The sequence below is a fragment of the Vibrio sp. SCSIO 43140 genome (assembly GCF_023716585.1).
In the GTDB taxonomy this organism is placed as follows: domain Bacteria; phylum Pseudomonadota; class Gammaproteobacteria; order Enterobacterales; family Vibrionaceae; genus Vibrio; species Vibrio maritimus_B.
In genome coordinates, this window is sequence record NZ_CP071850.1 from 2,907,377 (window position 1) to 2,924,112 (window position 16,736).

General features: G+C 45.8%; 18 protein-coding genes and 1 pseudogene. 12 read left to right on the forward strand and 7 right to left on the reverse strand.

The features are described 5' to 3' along the window. Nucleotides 1–13: 13 nt before the first annotated feature. A complete protein-coding gene (gene nqrM, locus J4N45_RS13910; protein ID WP_252011973.1) occupies nt 14–214 on the forward strand; it encodes a (Na+)-NQR maturation NqrM in 201 nt (66 codons plus the stop codon). 6 nt (nt 215–220) lie between these two features. On the opposite strand, the gene J4N45_RS13915 is transcribed toward nqrM, so the two are convergent. Then, nucleotides 221–508, reverse strand: a complete 288-nt coding sequence (locus J4N45_RS13915; RefSeq protein WP_252011974.1) for a DUF134 domain-containing protein — start codon at nt 506–508, stop codon at nt 221–223. 3 nt (nt 509–511) lie between these two features. Beyond that, nucleotides 512–1,534, reverse strand: a complete 1,023-nt coding sequence (locus J4N45_RS13920) for an AbrB family transcriptional regulator (protein WP_252011975.1) — start codon at nt 1,532–1,534, stop codon at nt 512–514. Between the two features lie 139 nt (nt 1,535–1,673). Here J4N45_RS13920 and J4N45_RS13925 point away from each other — a divergent pair, with 139 nt between their 5' ends. Next, nucleotides 1,674–2,336 carry an HAD family hydrolase gene (locus J4N45_RS13925; protein ID WP_252011976.1) on the forward strand — a complete coding sequence of 221 codons (663 nt, stop codon included), beginning with the start codon at nt 1,674–1,676 and terminating at the stop codon, nt 2,334–2,336. A gap of 34 nt (nt 2,337–2,370) precedes the next feature. On the opposite strand, the gene glpK is transcribed toward J4N45_RS13925, so the two are convergent. Then, the gene (gene glpK / locus J4N45_RS13930; protein WP_252011977.1) at nt 2,371–3,858 is read right to left on the reverse strand and encodes a glycerol kinase GlpK; all 1,488 of its coding nucleotides are present in this window, start codon (nt 3,856–3,858) and stop codon (nt 2,371–2,373) included. A 270-nt stretch (nt 3,859–4,128) separates the two neighbouring features. On the opposite strand from glpK, the gene glpD reads away from it, so the two are divergent. After that, a complete protein-coding gene (gene glpD, locus J4N45_RS13935; protein ID WP_252011978.1) occupies nt 4,129–5,661 on the forward strand; it encodes a glycerol-3-phosphate dehydrogenase in 1,533 nt (510 codons plus the stop codon). Between the two features lie 49 nt (nt 5,662–5,710). On the opposite strand, the gene J4N45_RS13940 is transcribed toward glpD, so the two are convergent. Continuing rightward, nucleotides 5,711–6,577 carry a DMT family transporter gene (locus tag J4N45_RS13940; protein WP_252011979.1) on the reverse strand — a complete coding sequence of 289 codons (867 nt, stop codon included), beginning with the start codon at nt 6,575–6,577 and terminating at the stop codon, nt 5,711–5,713. 193 nt (nt 6,578–6,770) lie between these two features. Between J4N45_RS13940 and J4N45_RS13945 the strand changes: the two genes are divergently transcribed. The 7 genes and pseudogenes from J4N45_RS13945 to J4N45_RS13975 all read left to right on the forward strand — a co-directional run. Continuing rightward, nucleotides 6,771–7,100: an STAS domain-containing protein gene (locus J4N45_RS13945; protein WP_234495725.1), complete on the forward strand. Its 330-nt coding sequence runs from the start codon at nt 6,771–6,773 to the stop codon at nt 7,098–7,100. A 120-nt stretch (nt 7,101–7,220) separates the two neighbouring features. Further along, entirely contained in the window at nt 7,221–8,762 is a 1,542-nt protein-coding gene (gene tyrR, locus J4N45_RS13950; protein ID WP_128648877.1) for a transcriptional regulator TyrR, read from the forward strand. After that, nucleotides 8,762–9,340 (forward strand): ribosomal protein S5-alanine N-acetyltransferase, encoded by a 579-nt coding sequence (rimJ, locus tag J4N45_RS13955; protein ID WP_128648876.1) that lies wholly within the window; start codon nt 8,762–8,764, stop codon nt 9,338–9,340. The genes tyrR and rimJ overlap by 1 nt, the downstream gene beginning before the upstream one ends. Next, nucleotides 9,337–9,927, forward strand: a complete 591-nt coding sequence (locus tag J4N45_RS13960) for an HD domain-containing protein (protein WP_252011980.1) — start codon at nt 9,337–9,339, stop codon at nt 9,925–9,927. The genes rimJ and J4N45_RS13960 overlap by 4 nt, the downstream gene beginning before the upstream one ends. Nucleotides 9,928–9,935: 8 nt before the next feature. Beyond that, complete coding sequence (locus J4N45_RS13965; RefSeq protein ID WP_234495728.1) at nt 9,936–10,409, forward strand: DUF2947 domain-containing protein; 474 nt, start codon at nt 9,936–9,938, stop codon at nt 10,407–10,409. A 64-nt stretch (nt 10,410–10,473) separates the two neighbouring features. Continuing rightward, complete coding sequence (locus J4N45_RS13970) at nt 10,474–10,977, forward strand: helix-turn-helix domain-containing protein (protein ID WP_252011981.1); 504 nt, start codon at nt 10,474–10,476, stop codon at nt 10,975–10,977. After that, nucleotides 10,977–11,816 (forward strand): annotated as a pseudogene (locus tag J4N45_RS13975) (IS3 family transposase); the annotation flags it as partial. The gene J4N45_RS13970 and the pseudogene J4N45_RS13975, both read left to right, overlap by 1 nt. 51 nt (nt 11,817–11,867) lie before the next feature. Here J4N45_RS13975 and J4N45_RS13980 read toward each other — a convergent pair. After that, nucleotides 11,868–12,488, reverse strand: a complete 621-nt coding sequence (locus J4N45_RS13980) for an HAD family hydrolase (protein ID WP_252011983.1) — start codon at nt 12,486–12,488, stop codon at nt 11,868–11,870. 234 nt (nt 12,489–12,722) lie between these two features. Here J4N45_RS13980 and J4N45_RS13985 point away from each other — a divergent pair, with 234 nt between their 5' ends. After that, entirely contained in the window at nt 12,723–13,271 is a 549-nt protein-coding gene (locus J4N45_RS13985) for a ricin-type beta-trefoil lectin domain protein (protein ID WP_252011985.1), read from the forward strand. A gap of 16 nt (nt 13,272–13,287) precedes the next feature. Here the strand turns inward: J4N45_RS13985 and J4N45_RS13990 are convergent, their stop codons facing one another. After that, nucleotides 13,288–14,190, reverse strand: a complete 903-nt coding sequence (locus J4N45_RS13990; protein ID WP_252011986.1) for a LysR family transcriptional regulator — start codon at nt 14,188–14,190, stop codon at nt 13,288–13,290. A 138-nt stretch (nt 14,191–14,328) separates the two neighbouring features. Here J4N45_RS13990 and J4N45_RS13995 point away from each other — a divergent pair, with 138 nt between their 5' ends. Continuing rightward, entirely contained in the window at nt 14,329–15,291 is a 963-nt protein-coding gene (locus tag J4N45_RS13995) for an NAD(P)H-dependent oxidoreductase (protein ID WP_252011988.1), read from the forward strand. 63 nt (nt 15,292–15,354) lie between these two features. Here the strand turns inward: J4N45_RS13995 and J4N45_RS14000 are convergent, their stop codons facing one another. Beyond that, nucleotides 15,355–16,725: an L-serine ammonia-lyase gene (locus J4N45_RS14000; protein WP_252011991.1), complete on the reverse strand. Its 1,371-nt coding sequence runs from the start codon at nt 16,723–16,725 to the stop codon at nt 15,355–15,357. Between the last annotated feature and the right edge of the window lie 11 nt (nt 16,726–16,736).

The window sequence follows — 16,736 nt, forward strand, 5'->3', positions numbered from 1 at the left end:
AGGGGATAAGAGTATGGATATATTACTTGCTATTGTTGTGTTTACGTCCGCGATTGCACTGATGTCCATCGGTGTTATGTTCAAGCGTAAGGCGATACGAGGCAGTTGCGGAGGTCTTTCTAAGGTCGGTATCGAAAGTGATTGTGACTGTAAGAAACAAGCGAAAAGTAGCGAGAAGTCGCTCTATCAGATTCAGGAGCCTGATCGCGGCTAAGCTCAGCTAATCCAACTCAGAGGTCGACATCATCAGTGCTTGACCCTCTATCAGGCACTGTGACACCTTTTTCCGGGCAGACTTAACGATGTTAGCAAAGGTCTGTCTAGACACATCCATTTCTCTGGCTGCATCTATCTGATTCATCCCTTGTAGATCCGCCAAGCGCAATGCTTCAAGTTCGTCGGGAAATAACTCTACCTTTTTAAGTTGTTTTGTTGGCACACCATTGGGTTTGAAACACTCATAGGGTGCTTGGCTGCATACTTTTCGAAGCTTTTTCGGTCTTGCCATGATTTACATCTTACTCAATCTTTGGAGTGGGTTTTTTAGTGCGACGGGCATCATATACAACATCATCAATCGCATCACGTGGTTAATGGCAACAAATGCAGGCTCCAAGCCGAGCAATAGGGCAACTGCAGTCATTGCCTCAACACTACCCGGTACCCATGCTAGAAGTAATGCCTCCCAATCGGCACCTGTTAAGTAGCTAAACCCAAACGCGTAGAGAAGGGTCACGGTGACACCTAACACTGTGACGATCAATCCTGCTTTCGAATAGCTGAGAGCCTCTCGTAGCGTTGTTGGCGCTAACCGACTTCCGATCAACACTCCCAAAATAGCCGTGGCAAACATGATGAGTACTTCGGGTACCGCCAGAGCTAGCGAGGCAAATTGAACATTATAGATAGCGGCAACAATCAAGCTGGTTAATAGGTATGGGGCAGGCACACCGACTTTGCCTACCAGTTTGCCTAACGCATAGCTGATAACAGCCAGCATCAACAAATGCATTGTTTGAGACACCGATAAAGTTTGGCTTAACTGCGAGCCACCGTCTTCGCCTGTTGACGCAATAACACCAGCTAGGACGACCAGTAGTAATAAGCGAATAGAGTGCGAGAATATAATTTTTGGTGAGGGTTTTTCCTGCTCCTCACTGATAACGAGAATGGCAGCCATTGCACCAGGAATGGCGCCTAATAAAGACTCGAAAGGCGTCCAACGCTCACGTTTATACAGCCAAAAGAAGTTGACGGTGGTCTGCGATAACATGCACAAGACGAGCCCAGTGAACAAAGGAAGTGAAAAAGAGCCAACGAGATCAGAAAAATGCACAGTAATGCCGATACTGACTCCCAAAATGATCTGAATGACGGTGATCACCGCATCGGGCAGTCTGACGTTTTGGTGGGTATAGCGAAGGTAAACGATGGTTGCAAACGCCGCAGCAAACAACTCACCCAACGGAATGGGGAGTAGGCTTCCAAGCAAAGCGCCAGCTAATCCGAACAGGATTGTTTTCAATGCGACCATCTTATTCCTTTGATTCAATGGATATTTTGAGGGCTCGATTATACACCAAACAGAGTAAGTATTGGCTTTTGCCATAGCAAAGCGTGTCAACTTACGGCACAATGCGCTCTGATTTGATCGCGGTAATGATGAGAGAACGATGAATTTTAAAGCTGCAATTTTTGATATGGATGGGTTGCTTCTAGATACTGAGAATGTCTGCAAAGGTATTTTTGAAAAGGCATGCGAGACGCTAGGTGTCCCTTTCTTAGAAGAAAGCTATCTGTCTATCATTGGGTGCAACTCAAAGACCATTCACGCCAAACTGGGTGCTGCTTATGATGGTATTATCGATTATCAAACGATTAATGAAGAGTGGCGTAAACATTACAATGATGTGGTGTTTCACCAAGCTATTCCCAAAAAACATGGTGTCGTAGAGCTGCTTGATTGGCTCAAATCTCTCAATATTCCTCTCGCGGTTGCAACGTCTACTCACCGTGAAGTCGCGGAAAGCAAACTCAGGCTCGCAGGGCTTGATCGCTATTTCAATAATATCACGACAGGGTGTGAGGTCACTCGCGGTAAACCCGACCCAGAGATCTATCATCTTGCGGCTCAGCGCTTAGGCGTTCCTTCAGAACATTGCTTGGCGTTTGAAGATTCTAACAACGGTGTGAAAGCGGCTATGGCAGCTTCGATGAATACTTATCAGATCCCAGACCTTGTGGCGCCTTGCGACGACGTTAAAGCGCTAAATCCCAACACACGTCAATCCTTGATGGAGGTCTATGTCGAGCTATCCAATCAAAACGATAAATAGTCGACATAGAGTTTAAAGAGACTAGCTGCGAAAGCTAGTCTTTAGCTCGCTCTACCGCATCGAGCCAACCTGCATAAAGCTGGTCACGTTTCTCTCGTTCAATTTGAGGTGAGAATGTTCGTTCCACCTGTTTTTTCTCTGCAAGTTCTTCTTGGCTTTGCCAATAGCCAACCGCTAAGCCAGCCAACATCGCGGCACCAAGTGCCGTGGATTCACGAACGGTAGGTCTTAACACTTTACTGCCCATCACATCTGCTTGGAATTGCATCAAAAAGTCATTCGCTACTGCGCCACCATCGACGCGTATCTGGTTAAGTTTGATGCCTGAGTCCTCTTCCATCGCCATCAGTACGTCTTTACTTTGATAGGCAATGGCTTCAAGTGCGGCTCGGATGATGTGGTTTCGGTTTGTGCCTCGCGTTAAGCCCACGAGCGTACCGCGCGCATGCGGATCCCAATAAGGCGCACCAAGCCCCACAAAGGCAGGCACCATGTACACGCCGTTGGCACTATCGACTTGCTCTGCAAAGTAGGCCGTATCTTTGGCATCGCGAATAAGCCCAAGTTCATCCCTGAGCCATTGAATCGTGGCGCCGCCCATGAAAACGCTACCTTCTAAAGCGTACGTCACCTCGTCACCGATTTTAAAACCAACCGTCGTTAATAGACCATGTTGAGAAGTGACTGGACTGTGACCCGTGTTCATCAGTAAAAAACAACCAGTGCCGTAGGTGTTTTTCACCATGCCTTTCTTAACGCACTGCTGCCCAAAAAGCGCAGCTTGCTGATCTCCGGCGATTCCGCTAATAGGGATTGCCTTTGCACCGCCCCCGATTTGAGTATGCCCATAGGTTTCGCTGGATGATTTGACGCTAGGTAGCATGGTACGAGGGATATTAAATAGCTCAAGCAGAGCATCATCCCACTCGAGAGTGTGGATGTTAAAGAGCATGGTTCGTGATGCATTACTGACATCGGTTACGTGCGTTTTGCCGTGAGTTAGCTTCCATATCAGCCAAGTATCGACAGTACCGAATAGAAGCTCACCTTTTTCTGCTTTTTCACGAGCGCCTTCTACGTTATCAAGAATCCAGGCCACCTTAGAGGCAGAGAAGTAGGCGTCAATGACGAGACCAGTCTTGTCTCGAATCATGGCTTCGTGACCATCGGCTTTTAATTGGTCGCAATAGTTCGCTGTTCTGCGGCATTGCCAGACAATCGCATTATAAATCGGCAGCCCAGTTTCTTTGTCCCAAACCACAGTGGTTTCGCGTTGGTTGGTAATGCCTATTGCAGAGACCTCTTCACTAGAAATATCTGCTTGTGCCAAGGCTTCGGTGAGTGATGAGCGCTGCGTCGCCCATATCTCCATTGGATCATGCTCAACCCAGCCGGGTTGAGGGTATATCTGGGTAAATTCACGTTGAGCCGTGGTAACGATGTTCGCATCGTGATCAAAGACGATCGCTCGTGAACTTGTGGTTCCTTGGTCTAGAGCGATGATGACGTTTTTGTTGTTCATAGATTGTCCGTCAGTCGATAGTAATGGTATCAATGGGCGTTAGTGTTCGTTTTCGACCATGTTGGTAATTAGTCTACTAAGCACATCAATGTTTCATCTTAGTGTCGTTGATAATAATGTTCAAAGACGATAACGAAATTTGTGAGCAAAGCAGTAGCGACAAAAAAATATACGTAACTTTTATCAAAATGCTCGCAATGTTCGAATTCGCGCATTATATTGTTCGTAAGTGCTCATTTGAAAGTTTAAGGTTAATGGAGGTCAGTGGTGATGAGTCAAGCGAACAAAGTGTACGACGTAGTGGTGATTGGTGGTGGTATCAATGGCGTGGCTGTGGCTGCAGATGCGGCGGGACGTGGATTAAATGTGGCACTATTTGAAATGAATGACCTTGCCTCTGCAACTTCATCAGCGAGCAGTAAATTGATACATGGCGGTCTTCGTTATCTAGAACACTATGAGTTTCGTTTGGTCTCTGAAGCATTAGCAGAGCGTGAAGTGCTACTGAAAAATGCACCGCATTTAGTGTCTCCACTACGCTTTCAATTGCCTCATCGCCCCCACTTGCGCCCTGCTTGGATGATTCGTGCTGGGTTGTTCCTTTACGATCACCTTGGAAAGCGCGTGTCCTTAATGGGCAGCAGCAGTGTTAAGTTTGGCAGTGATAACAGCCCGTTACAGCCTGAGATGCAGATTGGTTTCGAATACTCTGATTGTGCAGTGGATGATGCGAGATTGGTTGTAACTAACGCGCTATTGGCAAAGGAGAAGGGGGCAGACATTTTTGCTCGAACCAAGTGTATTGGCGCGCAGCGAGCAGAAGACGGTTGGTTGGTAGAGGTTGAAAGCACCTTAACGGGTGAGCGGTCTACGTTCAAAGCGAAAACGCTGGTCAATGCTGCTGGTCCTTGGGTGGATCGTTTCTTTGACGAGCAATTAGAGCTGCGCTCACCAAGACATATTCGCTTGGTTAAAGGCAGTCATATTGTTGTCCCTAGAATGTATGAGGGCGATCATGCTTACATTCTTCAAAATGAAGATAAGCGTATTGTGTTTGTGATCCCGTATATGGATAGCTATTCAGTCGTAGGGACGACCGATGTGGACTATCAAGGTGACCCAAGTGAAGTCGCGATTGATGACAACGAAGTCGACTACCTGTGTGCAATCGTCAACCAGCACTTCAAAAGCAAAATCTCAAAAGAAGACATTGTTTCCGATTGGTCAGGTGTAAGGCCACTGTGTGAAGATGAATCTGATGATCCGCAAGCGGTGACACGCGATTACACTATCGAGCTAGATGATGAACTCGATGATGCTCCACTTCTTTCTATCTTTGGTGGCAAGCTGACAACCTATCGAAAGCTAGGGCAAGCAGCAGTGAATAAATTAGTGCCGTTCTTCCCACACATGGGACCAGATTGGACTAAAGATGCCACACTGCCTGGTGGTAATTTCTCAAACAGAGAGGCGCTCGCAGAGCAAATGGCGAAACGTTATCCATGGTTGGAGTCGGCAATCATTCGTCGTTGGGTCCGCTCGTATGGAACGCGAATCGAGGCTGTGTTAGCGGGAATTTCCAGTCTAGAGTCAATGGGAGAACACTTTGGACTCGGGTTGTATCAAACCGAAGTTGATTACCTGATGGAGAGCGAATGGGCTGTGTCCACCGACGACATTTTGTGGCGAAGAAGCAAACTGGGATTAGAATTTAACGAGCTTCAAACTGAAAAGCTTAATGCTTACATGCAAAGCAAACTATTAGCCGCCAAATCGACAGTGCTAAAGTGTGTGGGCAACTAAGTAGAGATAACAATGAGGAAAAGAGCGCATAGTAATGCGCTCTTTTCGTTTATTTTCTGCGGATAATGACCATGGAGCTTAAGCGATAGAATATCAGCGATGCGAGCAAGCACAGACAGCCAAGGATTTTGTTTAGTGGCATAGACTCATCGTAAATGAGCACACTGAGTATCAGAGTCCAAACCGGTTCTAACAGCATCAATAGTGCAGCATTGGTCGGATTAGCGAGCTTCTGACCGGTCGTTTGCATCAGATAGCGTAAGCTGGTGGCGAGAATTACGCTTAAAGTAAACCATTTCCACGTCACGACTGAGATTTCGCTCGGCCAGGTTTCGGTAAACCATGAGAGAAGTAAACCCAAACAGCCAGTAGAGAACAGCTGCAGGGTAGTCAACAACATCGGCGATAGGCTCGCTGAGTATTTGCTATTGAAGTTGAAGTGCACGGCAAGACCTACGGCCGACACTAAGAACCAAAGCTGACTGGCATTGAACGACCAGCTTCCTTTCCAAGAAAGCAAAAACAGACCCACGACAGCGAGAGGTAATGATAGCCAGAATGCACGAATGGGTTTGGATTTGAACAGCACCCACGCAACTAAAGGTACGAACAGCATCGACAGGCTCATAATAAATGCGCCTTCGCCTAATGTGTCGCTGATAGAAATTGCATGGATCCAGCAAAATATAGCGCCCCCCAAGAAGCCGCCTACGCTAAGAGCACGCAAGCAATCTGAGAGAGAAGCCGCCTTTAGTGCTTTGTAGCAAAAAGGGAGCAATATGAGTGATGCGGCGATAAATCGTAGTCCGATAAAGCCAAATGGCGGTAGACCTTGTATGGCTTCTTTCGAAAATACCCATCCAGCACCGGCAAGCAAAGTGGTGAAAACCAGAATAAGTTCAGCGCGATAGTTCAATGTCGGGGATGTCTTGTTGTTTTTTGTCTATTCTGCTTCAAATAGATTTGGTAAGCCATATTAAAAGTAATGAATTAAGCAAATTATACTGTTCACGTAATGATTTAGTGAGGGATGATGTACGTTGATTGAAATGCGTCTATATTCATATGGAGAATAGATAACAATACACGCATCTTGGCTAGAGGTGTTTATGGCTTTCGCAACGTACAGTAATGACTCGCTCACCGTGATTGAAGTTGAGTCCTCTTCGTTTGATTCAAAGATGGTGACCCAGTTTAGGCAGTTTATTGACGCACTGCCTGAAACGGGTGATAAACCCATTCTTCTCGATCTCTCTCACGTTAGTTTTATGGACAGTAGCGCTTTGGGGGTTTTAATGGCTTTCAAAAAACACCATATGACGTCGGAGATTTCCGTGGTTACAGAGAGTGCTCCCGTATTACAACTACTTAAGGTCACCAAAGTTGACCAGATCGTCCGAGTATACAGTGATATAGAGCAGGCTATTCTGGCAAGCTAAGTCTTGTTGTATAAAAACGACGCAATTCATATCGGCAACTTTCTGTTTTTGTTGACGACTCACGTTGAGTCATACACACTTAGTGTCAACATTTCGTGACACTTTCGACAGGAATATAAAGTGCGTTTAGAAGTCCTTTGCGAAGACAGGCTCGGTTTGACTCGAGAGCTGTTAGATATCTTGGCATCCAACAGTATCGACTTGCGTGGTATTGAAATCGATACAACGGGCATTATTTACCTCAACTGTCCAGACATAGACTTTGAGACGTTTCGCGACTTAATGGCAGAGATTCGAAGAATATCCGGCGTAAAAGACGTCCGCAAAATCCAGTTTATGCCTAGCGAAAGGCACAACACAGAGCTTGTCTCTCTACTAACTAACTTACCTTACCCAGTACTTTCTATCGATCTGAAAGGCGCGATTGACATGGCTAACCATGCCGCGTTGAAGCTGTTGGCAAAAAGCGAAGAAGAGGCCATTGGTCAATTAATCTCGCAGCTATTGCCAAGTTTCAATTTCGCCAAGTGGATTGAAGGCGATATCACCAGACAGAAACAAGCGATTGTCGTCGATGGGCTTGATTACACAATGGAAATCTTGCCTGTTTACATCACTGGTGAATCGAATGAGACCGTTCTCGCCAGTGCCGTAATGAGTATTCACCCTACGACTCACTCTGTCAGCACTGAATCTCTGGCAGACAGCAATACACTCGGCTTTGAGCACTTTGTGGGCTTGTCCAACCGTCATAAGGCATTAATGAGCCAAGCTAAAAAACTCGCGATGCTTGACCAACCTTTACTTATCGAAGGTGAGACGGGTACGGGTAAAGAGATGCTGGCGAAAGCCTGCCATAATCGCTCCAATCGCGCTTCTCAGCCATTTTTGGTATTGAGCTGTGCGTCGATGCCAGATGATGTAGCGGAGACGGAACTATTTGGTCATGCTCCTGGTTCGTTTAATCACGAACATGGACACAAAGGCATTTTTGAGCAAGCGAATGGCGGCACGGTACTGCTTGATGAAATTGGTGAGATGAGTCCACACCTGCAAATCAAGCTGCTTCGTTTCCTTCAAGATGGTACGTTCCGTCGTGTAGGCGAAGAACACGAAGTGCATGTTGATGTGAGAATCATTGCGTCAACGCGCCACAACCTTGCCGACCTAGCGGAGCAGGGGGCATTCCGTGAGGATCTTTATTATCGCCTCAATGTATTGACGCTGACTATTCCACCGCTAAGAGAGCGTGCTAGCGACATTACGCCGTTGCTAGAATTATTTGTAGCGAAGCACAGCAATAAACTAGGCATTAGCAAACCAGAAGCGGATGAGGAGCTTTTGGATGCGCTAAGCAACTATCCTTGGCCAGGTAACATGCGTCAGCTCGATAACATGGTACTCAGAGCACTGACACAAACCACAGGCGCAAGGCTGAAGCTAGAAGATTTTAATTTACCTAAACTAGAGTCAGTTAGCTCAGGCAGTGTCAATCTCAACATCGACGGCTCACTGGACGACATTATGAAAGACTACGAGTCTAAGGTGTTGGAGAAGTTATACCAATCCTTCCCATCGAGTCGTAAGCTAGCGAAGCGTTTGAACGTCTCGCATACCTCCATCGCAAACAAACTGCGTGATTACAACATCAGGAAGAATTAATGGAAGACAGAAGCTCGGCGGTGCAATTGCATCGTCGTGATGGCAATGTGTTGGTGAGAACCTCTTCTCCGTCCGATGCTTATACTGTGTCTCAGTACTTTCAAGATAATCGTCGCTTTCTACAGCCTTGGGAGCCCAAGCGAGATGAAGGTTTTTTCCAGGTAGATACATGGGCAAGCAAACTGCTTAAGTTAGAAGAGCTACATCGTCTTGGCTTGGCGTATTACTGTTTGATTTTTGATGCCGATACCAAAGAGATGAAAGGTACGGTGTCATTCAGTAATTTGGTTCGTTTTCCGTTCCATTCTTGTAATTTGGGGTATTCACTTGCTGAAGATGCACAAGGTCAAGGATACATGCGACGTGCGCTGTCTATGGCTATCCCTTACATGTTCGAATACCAAAATATGCATCGAATAGCGGCTAGCTATATGCCTCACAATAAGCGAAGTGAAGCCGTATTAGAGAACATGGGCTTTGAACGAGAAGGGTTTGCCAAAGATTACCTACTGATTAATGGGAAGTGGGAAGATCACATCCTGACTTCTCTTCATAACCCGAACTGGAAGCAAGCATGAACCAGAGATTAGAGCAGCAATTATCGCTCTTGATTGAGCTAGACCGACTGAAAAGCGTGCTGAGAAGGACACGCGTTCGCAGCGCCGAAGGGCGTCTTGAGAACAGTGCAGAGCACAGCTGGCATGTCGCTATGATAGCGCTTCTTATGCAAGAACATGCCAACGAATCCGTAGAGATCACCAAAGTCGTCAAGATGTTGCTGCTTCACGATATTGTTGAAATCGATGCTGGCGATACCTTTGTGTATGATGCGCAAGCTTCAAAGGAACAAGAAGAGAAAGAACTGGCAGCCGCGCATCGTCTGTTTGGGATGCTTCCTCAAGATCAAGGCCAAGAGCTGTTTGATGTTTGGCAGGAGTTCGAGTTAGCGCAATCTCCCGAAGCAAAGTTTGCCAAAGCTTTAGATAGACTTATTCCGATGCTACTGAATTATCATAATGATGGTCAAAGCTGGGTAGAAAACGAGGTTTCAAAATCTCAGGTGATGCAGGTGAATCAAAAGATAGAAAAAGGTTCACAAGTGCTCTGGGATAAAGCAAAATCGCTCATTGAAGAAGCCGTTGAAAATGGCTGGTTAAAGAATTAGGAAACTGAATGTCGTACACAACTTTGGATGAATACCAAAGAAAATGGATTTTTACCCATCAATCAATGCCGGTGCCTGAAGCGGATTGGCCACAGATCAAACCGATGACGCAAGCCCGTGCCGCACAGTTTTGGAAAGAAAACATCAGTGCGCAAAGTCCGGATGCAGAGCGCCTAAGTAGCCAAGACTGGCCAATGAAAGACAACAATTGGTGGGACGAAGTGGATTGGATGCAGGCGTGGGAAGCCGATGAAAATGATTTACCAGAAGCGGTAGCGCAATTCATTGACTGGCAAGATGACGTGACAGTGTACTTCTGCTATGAAAAGTACAACGTGATTGAGACGAAATGGTCGACCTTCAAACGCTATTGGAAGAACTTCCTATTTTACGATGACGGCCCCATTTTGTTAGGTCGACGCCGCTCTGAAGCGCTTTGGTTCTCGACCAATGGTACGGTAAAACTCGGTAAACGTAAGTAATCAAAAACGCCAGCTATGAACTGACCCCCAATAGTTGGACATTCCAATTACTGGGGGTCTTTTTATGTCCAAACACCACAGAGCATTCAAGCTAAAATTGGCTAAGTATGCACAACACGAGGGGTCAAGAGCTCTTGACCTTAAATTCGGAGTATCGTCAGACCAAATTCGTTATTGGGTGTCGGTTTATCAAATTCATGGGGAAAATAGCTTTCGTCACGAGCAAGCTCCCTATAGTCAAGACTTTAAACTAGAAGTTCTAAAGACTATGCGTATTAATAACTGGTCCTTAAGATATACCAGTGCTTACTTTGATTTATCGTCTCCAGGGATACTATTTCAATGGCAAAAGCTTTATGCTCAGCAGGGTATATCCCGGCTTAAACCACAGAAAAAAGGCAGACCTTGCATGACAAACCACTCTCTTAAACCTAAGCCATCTGAGCAGATGACAGAGAAAGAACTAAGAGAGGAACTTGAGTATTTACGTGCAGAGAATGCTGTCCTAAAAAAGTTAGAGGCCTTGGCTCAAGCCAAAAAGAAAAAAGCAAAGCAAAGACACTCGTAGTCGATGAGCTCAAGGCAAAGTACCGCTTGCACCATTTACTCAAAGCTACTGGGTTAGCCCGAAGTGTGTATTACTATCATCGTAATACAACACAGGAGTCATACTCTGAATCGAGTTTAAAAAGGCAAATACGTGATATCTATCAGCAACACAAAGGGCGCTATGGATATCGCAGAATCACATGCACCTTGAGGAAGGCAGGCATGGTGATTAACCATAAACGAGTTCAACGTCTTATGATTGAGCTTGGTCTTAGGTCCAAGGTCAGGCCCAAGAGATACAAATCATACAAAGGCGAAGTTGGGCGGATCGCTTCGGACTTATTAAAAAGAGAATTCAATGCCAACAAACCGAACCAAAAGTGGGTAACGGATGTGACCGAGTTTAAAGTCGATGGTCAGAAGGTTTATCTGTCACCCGTTATCGACTTATTCAACCGAGAAGTCGTGAGTTATGAGGTGCGTAAGTCAGCAGCATTACCCTTGGTCACTGACATGATAAAAAAGGCGATAAAGACACTTAAAAAGCATGAGAATCCCATCGTGCATTCAGACCAAGGCTGGCAGTATCAAAATAAGGCGTATCAAAACCATCTCAAGAAGAAAGGGCTCGCTCAAAGTATGTCTAGAAAAGGGAATTGCTTAGACAATGCGGTTGCTGAGAACTTCTTCGGAATACTCAAGACAGAGATGTATCATAACGAAGTCTTTAAAAGTGCAGATGAACTGATTGAAAGAATTAGAGAATACATAGACTATTACAATAACGAACGAATTAAGCTGAAGTTAAAAGGCCTGAGTCCGATAGCATATCGAAATCAAGCCTTAGCAGCCGCTTAGAAATGAGTCCAACTTTATGGGGTCAGTTCACTATTGCTGGCGTTTTTCTGTCTAGAAGGTAAGTCCCAGCTCTCTAAGTGCTCCCGAGGCTTGCTCCGCATCGGCAAACTGAATGGCGTGCATGCCGCTCTTTTTCGCCCCTTCTACGTTATAAGGCATATCATCAAGAAACACGGTTTCTTCGGCAATTAAATCGTTGTGAGTCAGCAGTGACTGGTAAATGTCATTACTCGGTTTCAAAAAGCCCAGTTCTGATGAAATCGTGGCATGTTCGAACAGCGGCCAAAAATCGTATCTTTGTTTTAAATGCGCGACAATTTCATTCACGTTGTCGGTGAGTGCGAAGATCCGATACCCGGCTTGTTTTAATGCATTAATCAGGTCGAGCGTACCAAACAGCAAGATTTGCGTTTCTTTAACGTAGTAAAACAGTCTGTCGCACTCAGCAGCACTTAAGCCCAATGTCGCCTGATACTGCGCTTTAGCCTGCTGCTCGGTAAGCAAGCCTTTGTTGATATCTAGCCATGTTTCAGACTGGAAAATACGTGTAGCTAACTCTTTCGATTCATCACCTTGAGTACCGAAAGTTAGGTTGACGATTTCAATAGGCGACCAGCGAACAATGACGTTGCCGACGTCGAAGACAACATTCTTTATACTTTCAGATTTCACGGTGTTTTCCTTTTGTCATAATTAAAACAGACTGTACCAAGACAGTATTGCTTTGATATGAAGTGATTGTGTTTAGCAGTTTAACCAAGCGAAGTCCGAGCATAAAGCGCTGTAGCATATATAAGAATGACTTTCATATAAGTGCTTTAACTAGGTCACTCCTATGTCATATCGAGAGCGTATCAATGATTGACTATACTAGCGGTCGTTACTATTGATAAAGTGAGTCAGATTATGAGTAAGCGTGTTTTAGCATCAAGTGCCATCCTTGGGCTTATTGTCTCATCTTTTCCTTCCCATGCGGCAGATGAAAGTGTTGCAGAAGTGATGTTGGCATCGAAGTTGGATGAGTCTCGTGGATACTGCATCGATATCGCAGGGGGACAGGGAGCTAACGCCCCAATCGAGAAGGGGCTTCAAGCGCATACTTGCTATAACTACAAGGGTGGTATTCTAGAAGATCAAGGGTTTGACGTGGCGCTTTTGGCAGAAAACCAGTTCCGAATTTCCTATTTTGACGTTTGTATGACAGCCTCAAGTCTAGAACAGGGAGCTACGCTAGGGTTAAACCCTTGTGATGGTTCTAAAGAGCAGAGTTTTTCTCTAACAGCTCAAGGTAATATCGTTTCTCAATCTGAGCCGAGCCTGTGTGTTACGGTAAATAGCACTGAGAAAAAAGAAGGTCGTGGAGGGTCACCTGTGCATGTCATGAGACCAATTTCTCTAGAGTTGTGCGAAGCAGAGAGTAGTGACTATCAAACTTGGGTGACCAACACGCTCTAAACTAGCTCGCGCACTGTTATAGGTGCTGTGTTTTTTCCGTCAGAAAATCGATCAGCACCCGAACGCGCTTCGCCTTTTGTGTATTGCGGTGAAAGTACACATAGAGCCCTGAATAAGGGAACCAATACTCAGGCAGCACAGGTATAAGCTCTCCTCGAGCAAGGTCTTCTTGAATCATGGGCTCAATCAACCGCCCAATCCCTAAACCTTTTCGCGCTGCGTTGACCATGAGAGTGGTGTCATTGACCACCATAGCGGTCGGCATCTCTACGACGAGGTTTTCTCCGCCGTTATCGAGGATAAGAGGGGCGATTTGATTCGAAGAGATGAAACGATATTGGATCATCTTGTGCGCTTTTAGATCGTCAGGCTTGCCCGGTAGGCCAAATTTCTGCACGTAGTCTTTTGAGGCAAAAAAGGCTTCTTTGGTTGGGGAGGTGAGTTTTTTAGCCACCATACCTTCCTCAACCCTGTCTCCAAACCTTACCCCTAAATCAAAGCCTTCATTGAGGATATCAATAGCGGCGTCAGAGATGGAAATCTCTAACTCAATATGGGGGTAGCGATGACAAAATTCGGCATAGATGGGCTCGAGTACATATTGGTAGACGAACCTAGGTACGGTTATGCGTACCTTTCCTGTGGGCACGCGGCTTAGGTCACTTATGCTTTCAACCGCTAGATTTAAGTCGGATATAGAGTGATAGGTTCTATCGTGAAGTAATTTGCCTGCTTCCGTCACCTCGATACGTCTCGTTGTACGTGTAAACAAAGGCAGTCCGATGTGCTGTTCAAGTGCCTTCAGTGCATTGCTGACAGACGGCGCGGCCATCTCAAGCTTTTGTGCCGCCTTAGTGATACTGCCTTCCTGAACTATGGTGTTGAAAACCACGAGTTGATTAAACGTCGTTCCATTCATAACAAACCTCTTTAACTATTAGTTATAGACTAATAATGATTTAGACAAAATTCATCTAATCTTTATTAATTGTTGGCGCTACAATTCTCAGCAAGTTAAGTCACCACGAACCAACAGAATTACTAAGAGAGAAAGACTATGAGCCAAGTACTTGTTATTTCTGGTCACCCAGAGCTTGATTCGTCATATACCAATAAAGTCATCCTAAATCAGCTTAGCGATAACATTTCTGACATCGAAGTACGTCGCCTTGATACCTTGTACCCAGACTACAAGATTGATATTGAAGCGGAGCAGCAAGCGATGATCAAAGCCGATGTTATCGTCCTTCAGTTCCCTTTCTACTGGTATTCAATGCCTGCTTTGTTGAAGAAGTGGATGGACGACGTGTTTAGCTTCAACTTCGCGTATGGTCCAGAAGGTGACAAGCTCAAAGGTAAAGATTTCATTCTCTCGTTGACGGTGGGTGGTCCTGAGGAGTCCTACGATCCGCTTGGGTATAATCACTTCACTATTGAAGAGATGCTTCGTCCGATGCAGCAAACGGCTTATCTTGCGGGCATGAATTACATCAAGCCAATCTATACTCATCGTATGGTGTACATTCCGGGTGTGTATAACAAGCTTGAAGAGGTGGAAGCGCGTGCGCGTGACCATGCAACCCGAGTCGAAGCGCAAATTGAGGATCTGATTTACTCGCCAGAGAATCGTATTCAGAAGTTTGTTGCGAACTGGTTTGCTAAGTTCGACCGCCTTGAAGAGTCGACAGAACAGTTTACGCGCTATTTGGCCGAGGATGTTAAGTGGACAGTACCGGAAGGTGAGTTCATTGGACATGAAGGATTTATAGATTGGTATGCGATGGTTCGCAAGGTCTTTAAACCGGATTGTGACCATGTGGTGGAACAAGTCGAGGTGAAGGAGTCGGAGTTGGGTTATGTCGCTGAACTTAGAATCCGATTGATCGCGGAGACGTTTGATGACTCTCCAATGAAGGGCGATGACATTAACTTGTTAGTCAATGAAACTTGGCAAGTGAGCTTTGATAGCGATCGCGATGTTCGTATCCATAGCTACGAAGTGATACCCGTTAACTCATAGTAAACTAGACTGAGTTAGTAAAAACGGCAGCTCATTGAGCTGCCGTTTTTGATCAACTACTGATTACTCACAAGGTGGAGCAAGGTGAATCAGTGCTAAACCGCCTTGAGACGTCTCACGATATTTCTTGTTCATATCTTTACCAGTTTGGTACATGGTATCAATGACTTTATCGAGAGAGATTAGGCATTTGCTTGTACGCTTAAGCGCCATACGCGAGGCGTTAATGGCTTTCATCGCACCCATTGCGTTGCGCTCGATACATGGAACCTGCACCAAACCACCGATAGGGTCACAAGTCATACCGAGAGAGTGCTCCATAGCGATTTCTGCAGCGATACACATCTGCTCGTTGCTGCCGCCACGAAGCGCCGTGAGACCCGCTGCTGCCATTGAAGAAGACACACCAACTTCACCCTGACAACCTACCTCAGCACCTGAAATCGAAGCATTGGTTTTGTACAAGATACCGATAGCGCCGGACACAGCAAGGAAGTCTTTAAGCTGTTTGGTATCCAGTTCTTTGATGAATCTGTGGTAGTACATCAAGACGGCAGGAATAACGCCAGCCGCACCATTAGTCGGTGAGGTCACCACTTGACCACCCGCTGCGTTTTCTTCGCTGACAGCAAACGCAAACAGGTTAATCCAATCCATGATCTCCATTGGATCGTTTTCTACTGCTGCGTTAGCTTCCAGCTTCTTAAGAAGGTTAGGGGCACGACGAGTCACGTTTAGACCGCCATCCAAAATACCTTCCGTTTCAAAGCCGCGTTCCATACAGCGCGTCATCACACGCCAAATCTGCTCAGCTTTTTCGTTGATATCTTCGATGTCTTTAAACGCAAGTTCGTTACGAAGCACCATACCGCCAAGACTCATGCCGTTCTTCTCGGCAAGTGCTAACATCTCATCTGCGCTAGTGAATGGATACTCAACGCTGACTTCTTCTTCGTCTTTGCCGTGTTGCAACTCATGTTCCGTCGCAATGAAGCCGCCACCGATCGAGTAATAGGTTTCGAAACCAACACGATTGCCTTCTTTATCAAAAGCGGAGATCGTCATGCCGTTTTCATGGAGAGGGAGGTTTTCTTCATGGAACAGCATGTCTGTTTTGTAGTCGAATGCGATGGTATGTGTACCAGCAAGAGGCAGTTCGCCATCATCAATCGCTTTCTTCATAGCTTGGTTAGCACTAGAAATCTTGATGGTGTCTGGCTTGTTGCCAAGAAGACCTAAGATTGTCGCTCTATCGGTGTGGTGACCAATACCCGTTAAAGAGAGCGAACCATAGAGGTCAACCTGTACACGATTCACCTTATCAAGGTTGTCAGCAATGAGCTTTGTGAACTGATAGCCAGCGATCATTGGGCCATTCGTATGGGAACTTGAAGGGCCGACACCAACTTTATATATGTCGAAAATGGACAACATAACTTATTACC

Bases quoted from the DNA above. Each gene is read 5' to 3' on its own strand.
- nqrM (WP_252011973.1), top strand. From the start codon at position 14: ATGGATATATTACTTGCTATTGTTGTGTTTACGTCCGCGATTGCACTG.
- J4N45_RS13915 (WP_252011974.1), bottom strand. From the start codon at position 508: ATGGCAAGACCGAAAAAGCTTCGAAAAGTATGCAGCCAAGCACCCTAT.
- J4N45_RS13920 (WP_252011975.1), bottom strand. From the start codon at position 1,534: ATGGTCGCATTGAAAACAATCCTGTTCGGATTAGCTGGCGCTTTGCTT.
- J4N45_RS13925 (WP_252011976.1), top strand. From the start codon at position 1,674: ATGAATTTTAAAGCTGCAATTTTTGATATGGATGGGTTGCTTCTAGAT.
- glpK (WP_252011977.1), bottom strand. From the start codon at position 3,858: ATGAACAACAAAAACGTCATCATCGCTCTAGACCAAGGAACCACAAGT.
- glpD (WP_252011978.1), top strand. From the start codon at position 4,129: ATGAGTCAAGCGAACAAAGTGTACGACGTAGTGGTGATTGGTGGTGGT.
- J4N45_RS13945 (WP_234495725.1), top strand. From the start codon at position 6,771: ATGGCTTTCGCAACGTACAGTAATGACTCGCTCACCGTGATTGAAGTT.
- rimJ (WP_128648876.1), top strand. From the start codon at position 8,762: ATGGAAGACAGAAGCTCGGCGGTGCAATTGCATCGTCGTGATGGCAAT.
- J4N45_RS13960 (WP_252011980.1), top strand. From the start codon at position 9,337: ATGAACCAGAGATTAGAGCAGCAATTATCGCTCTTGATTGAGCTAGAC.
- J4N45_RS13965 (WP_234495728.1), top strand. From the start codon at position 9,936: ATGTCGTACACAACTTTGGATGAATACCAAAGAAAATGGATTTTTACC.
- J4N45_RS13970 (WP_252011981.1), top strand. From the start codon at position 10,474: ATGTCCAAACACCACAGAGCATTCAAGCTAAAATTGGCTAAGTATGCA.
- J4N45_RS13985 (WP_252011985.1), top strand. From the start codon at position 12,723: ATGAGTAAGCGTGTTTTAGCATCAAGTGCCATCCTTGGGCTTATTGTC.
- J4N45_RS13990 (WP_252011986.1), bottom strand. From the start codon at position 14,190: ATGAATGGAACGACGTTTAATCAACTCGTGGTTTTCAACACCATAGTT.
- J4N45_RS13995 (WP_252011988.1), top strand. From the start codon at position 14,329: ATGAGCCAAGTACTTGTTATTTCTGGTCACCCAGAGCTTGATTCGTCA.
- J4N45_RS14000 (WP_252011991.1), bottom strand. From the start codon at position 16,725: ATGTTGTCCATTTTCGACATATATAAAGTTGGTGTCGGCCCTTCAAGT.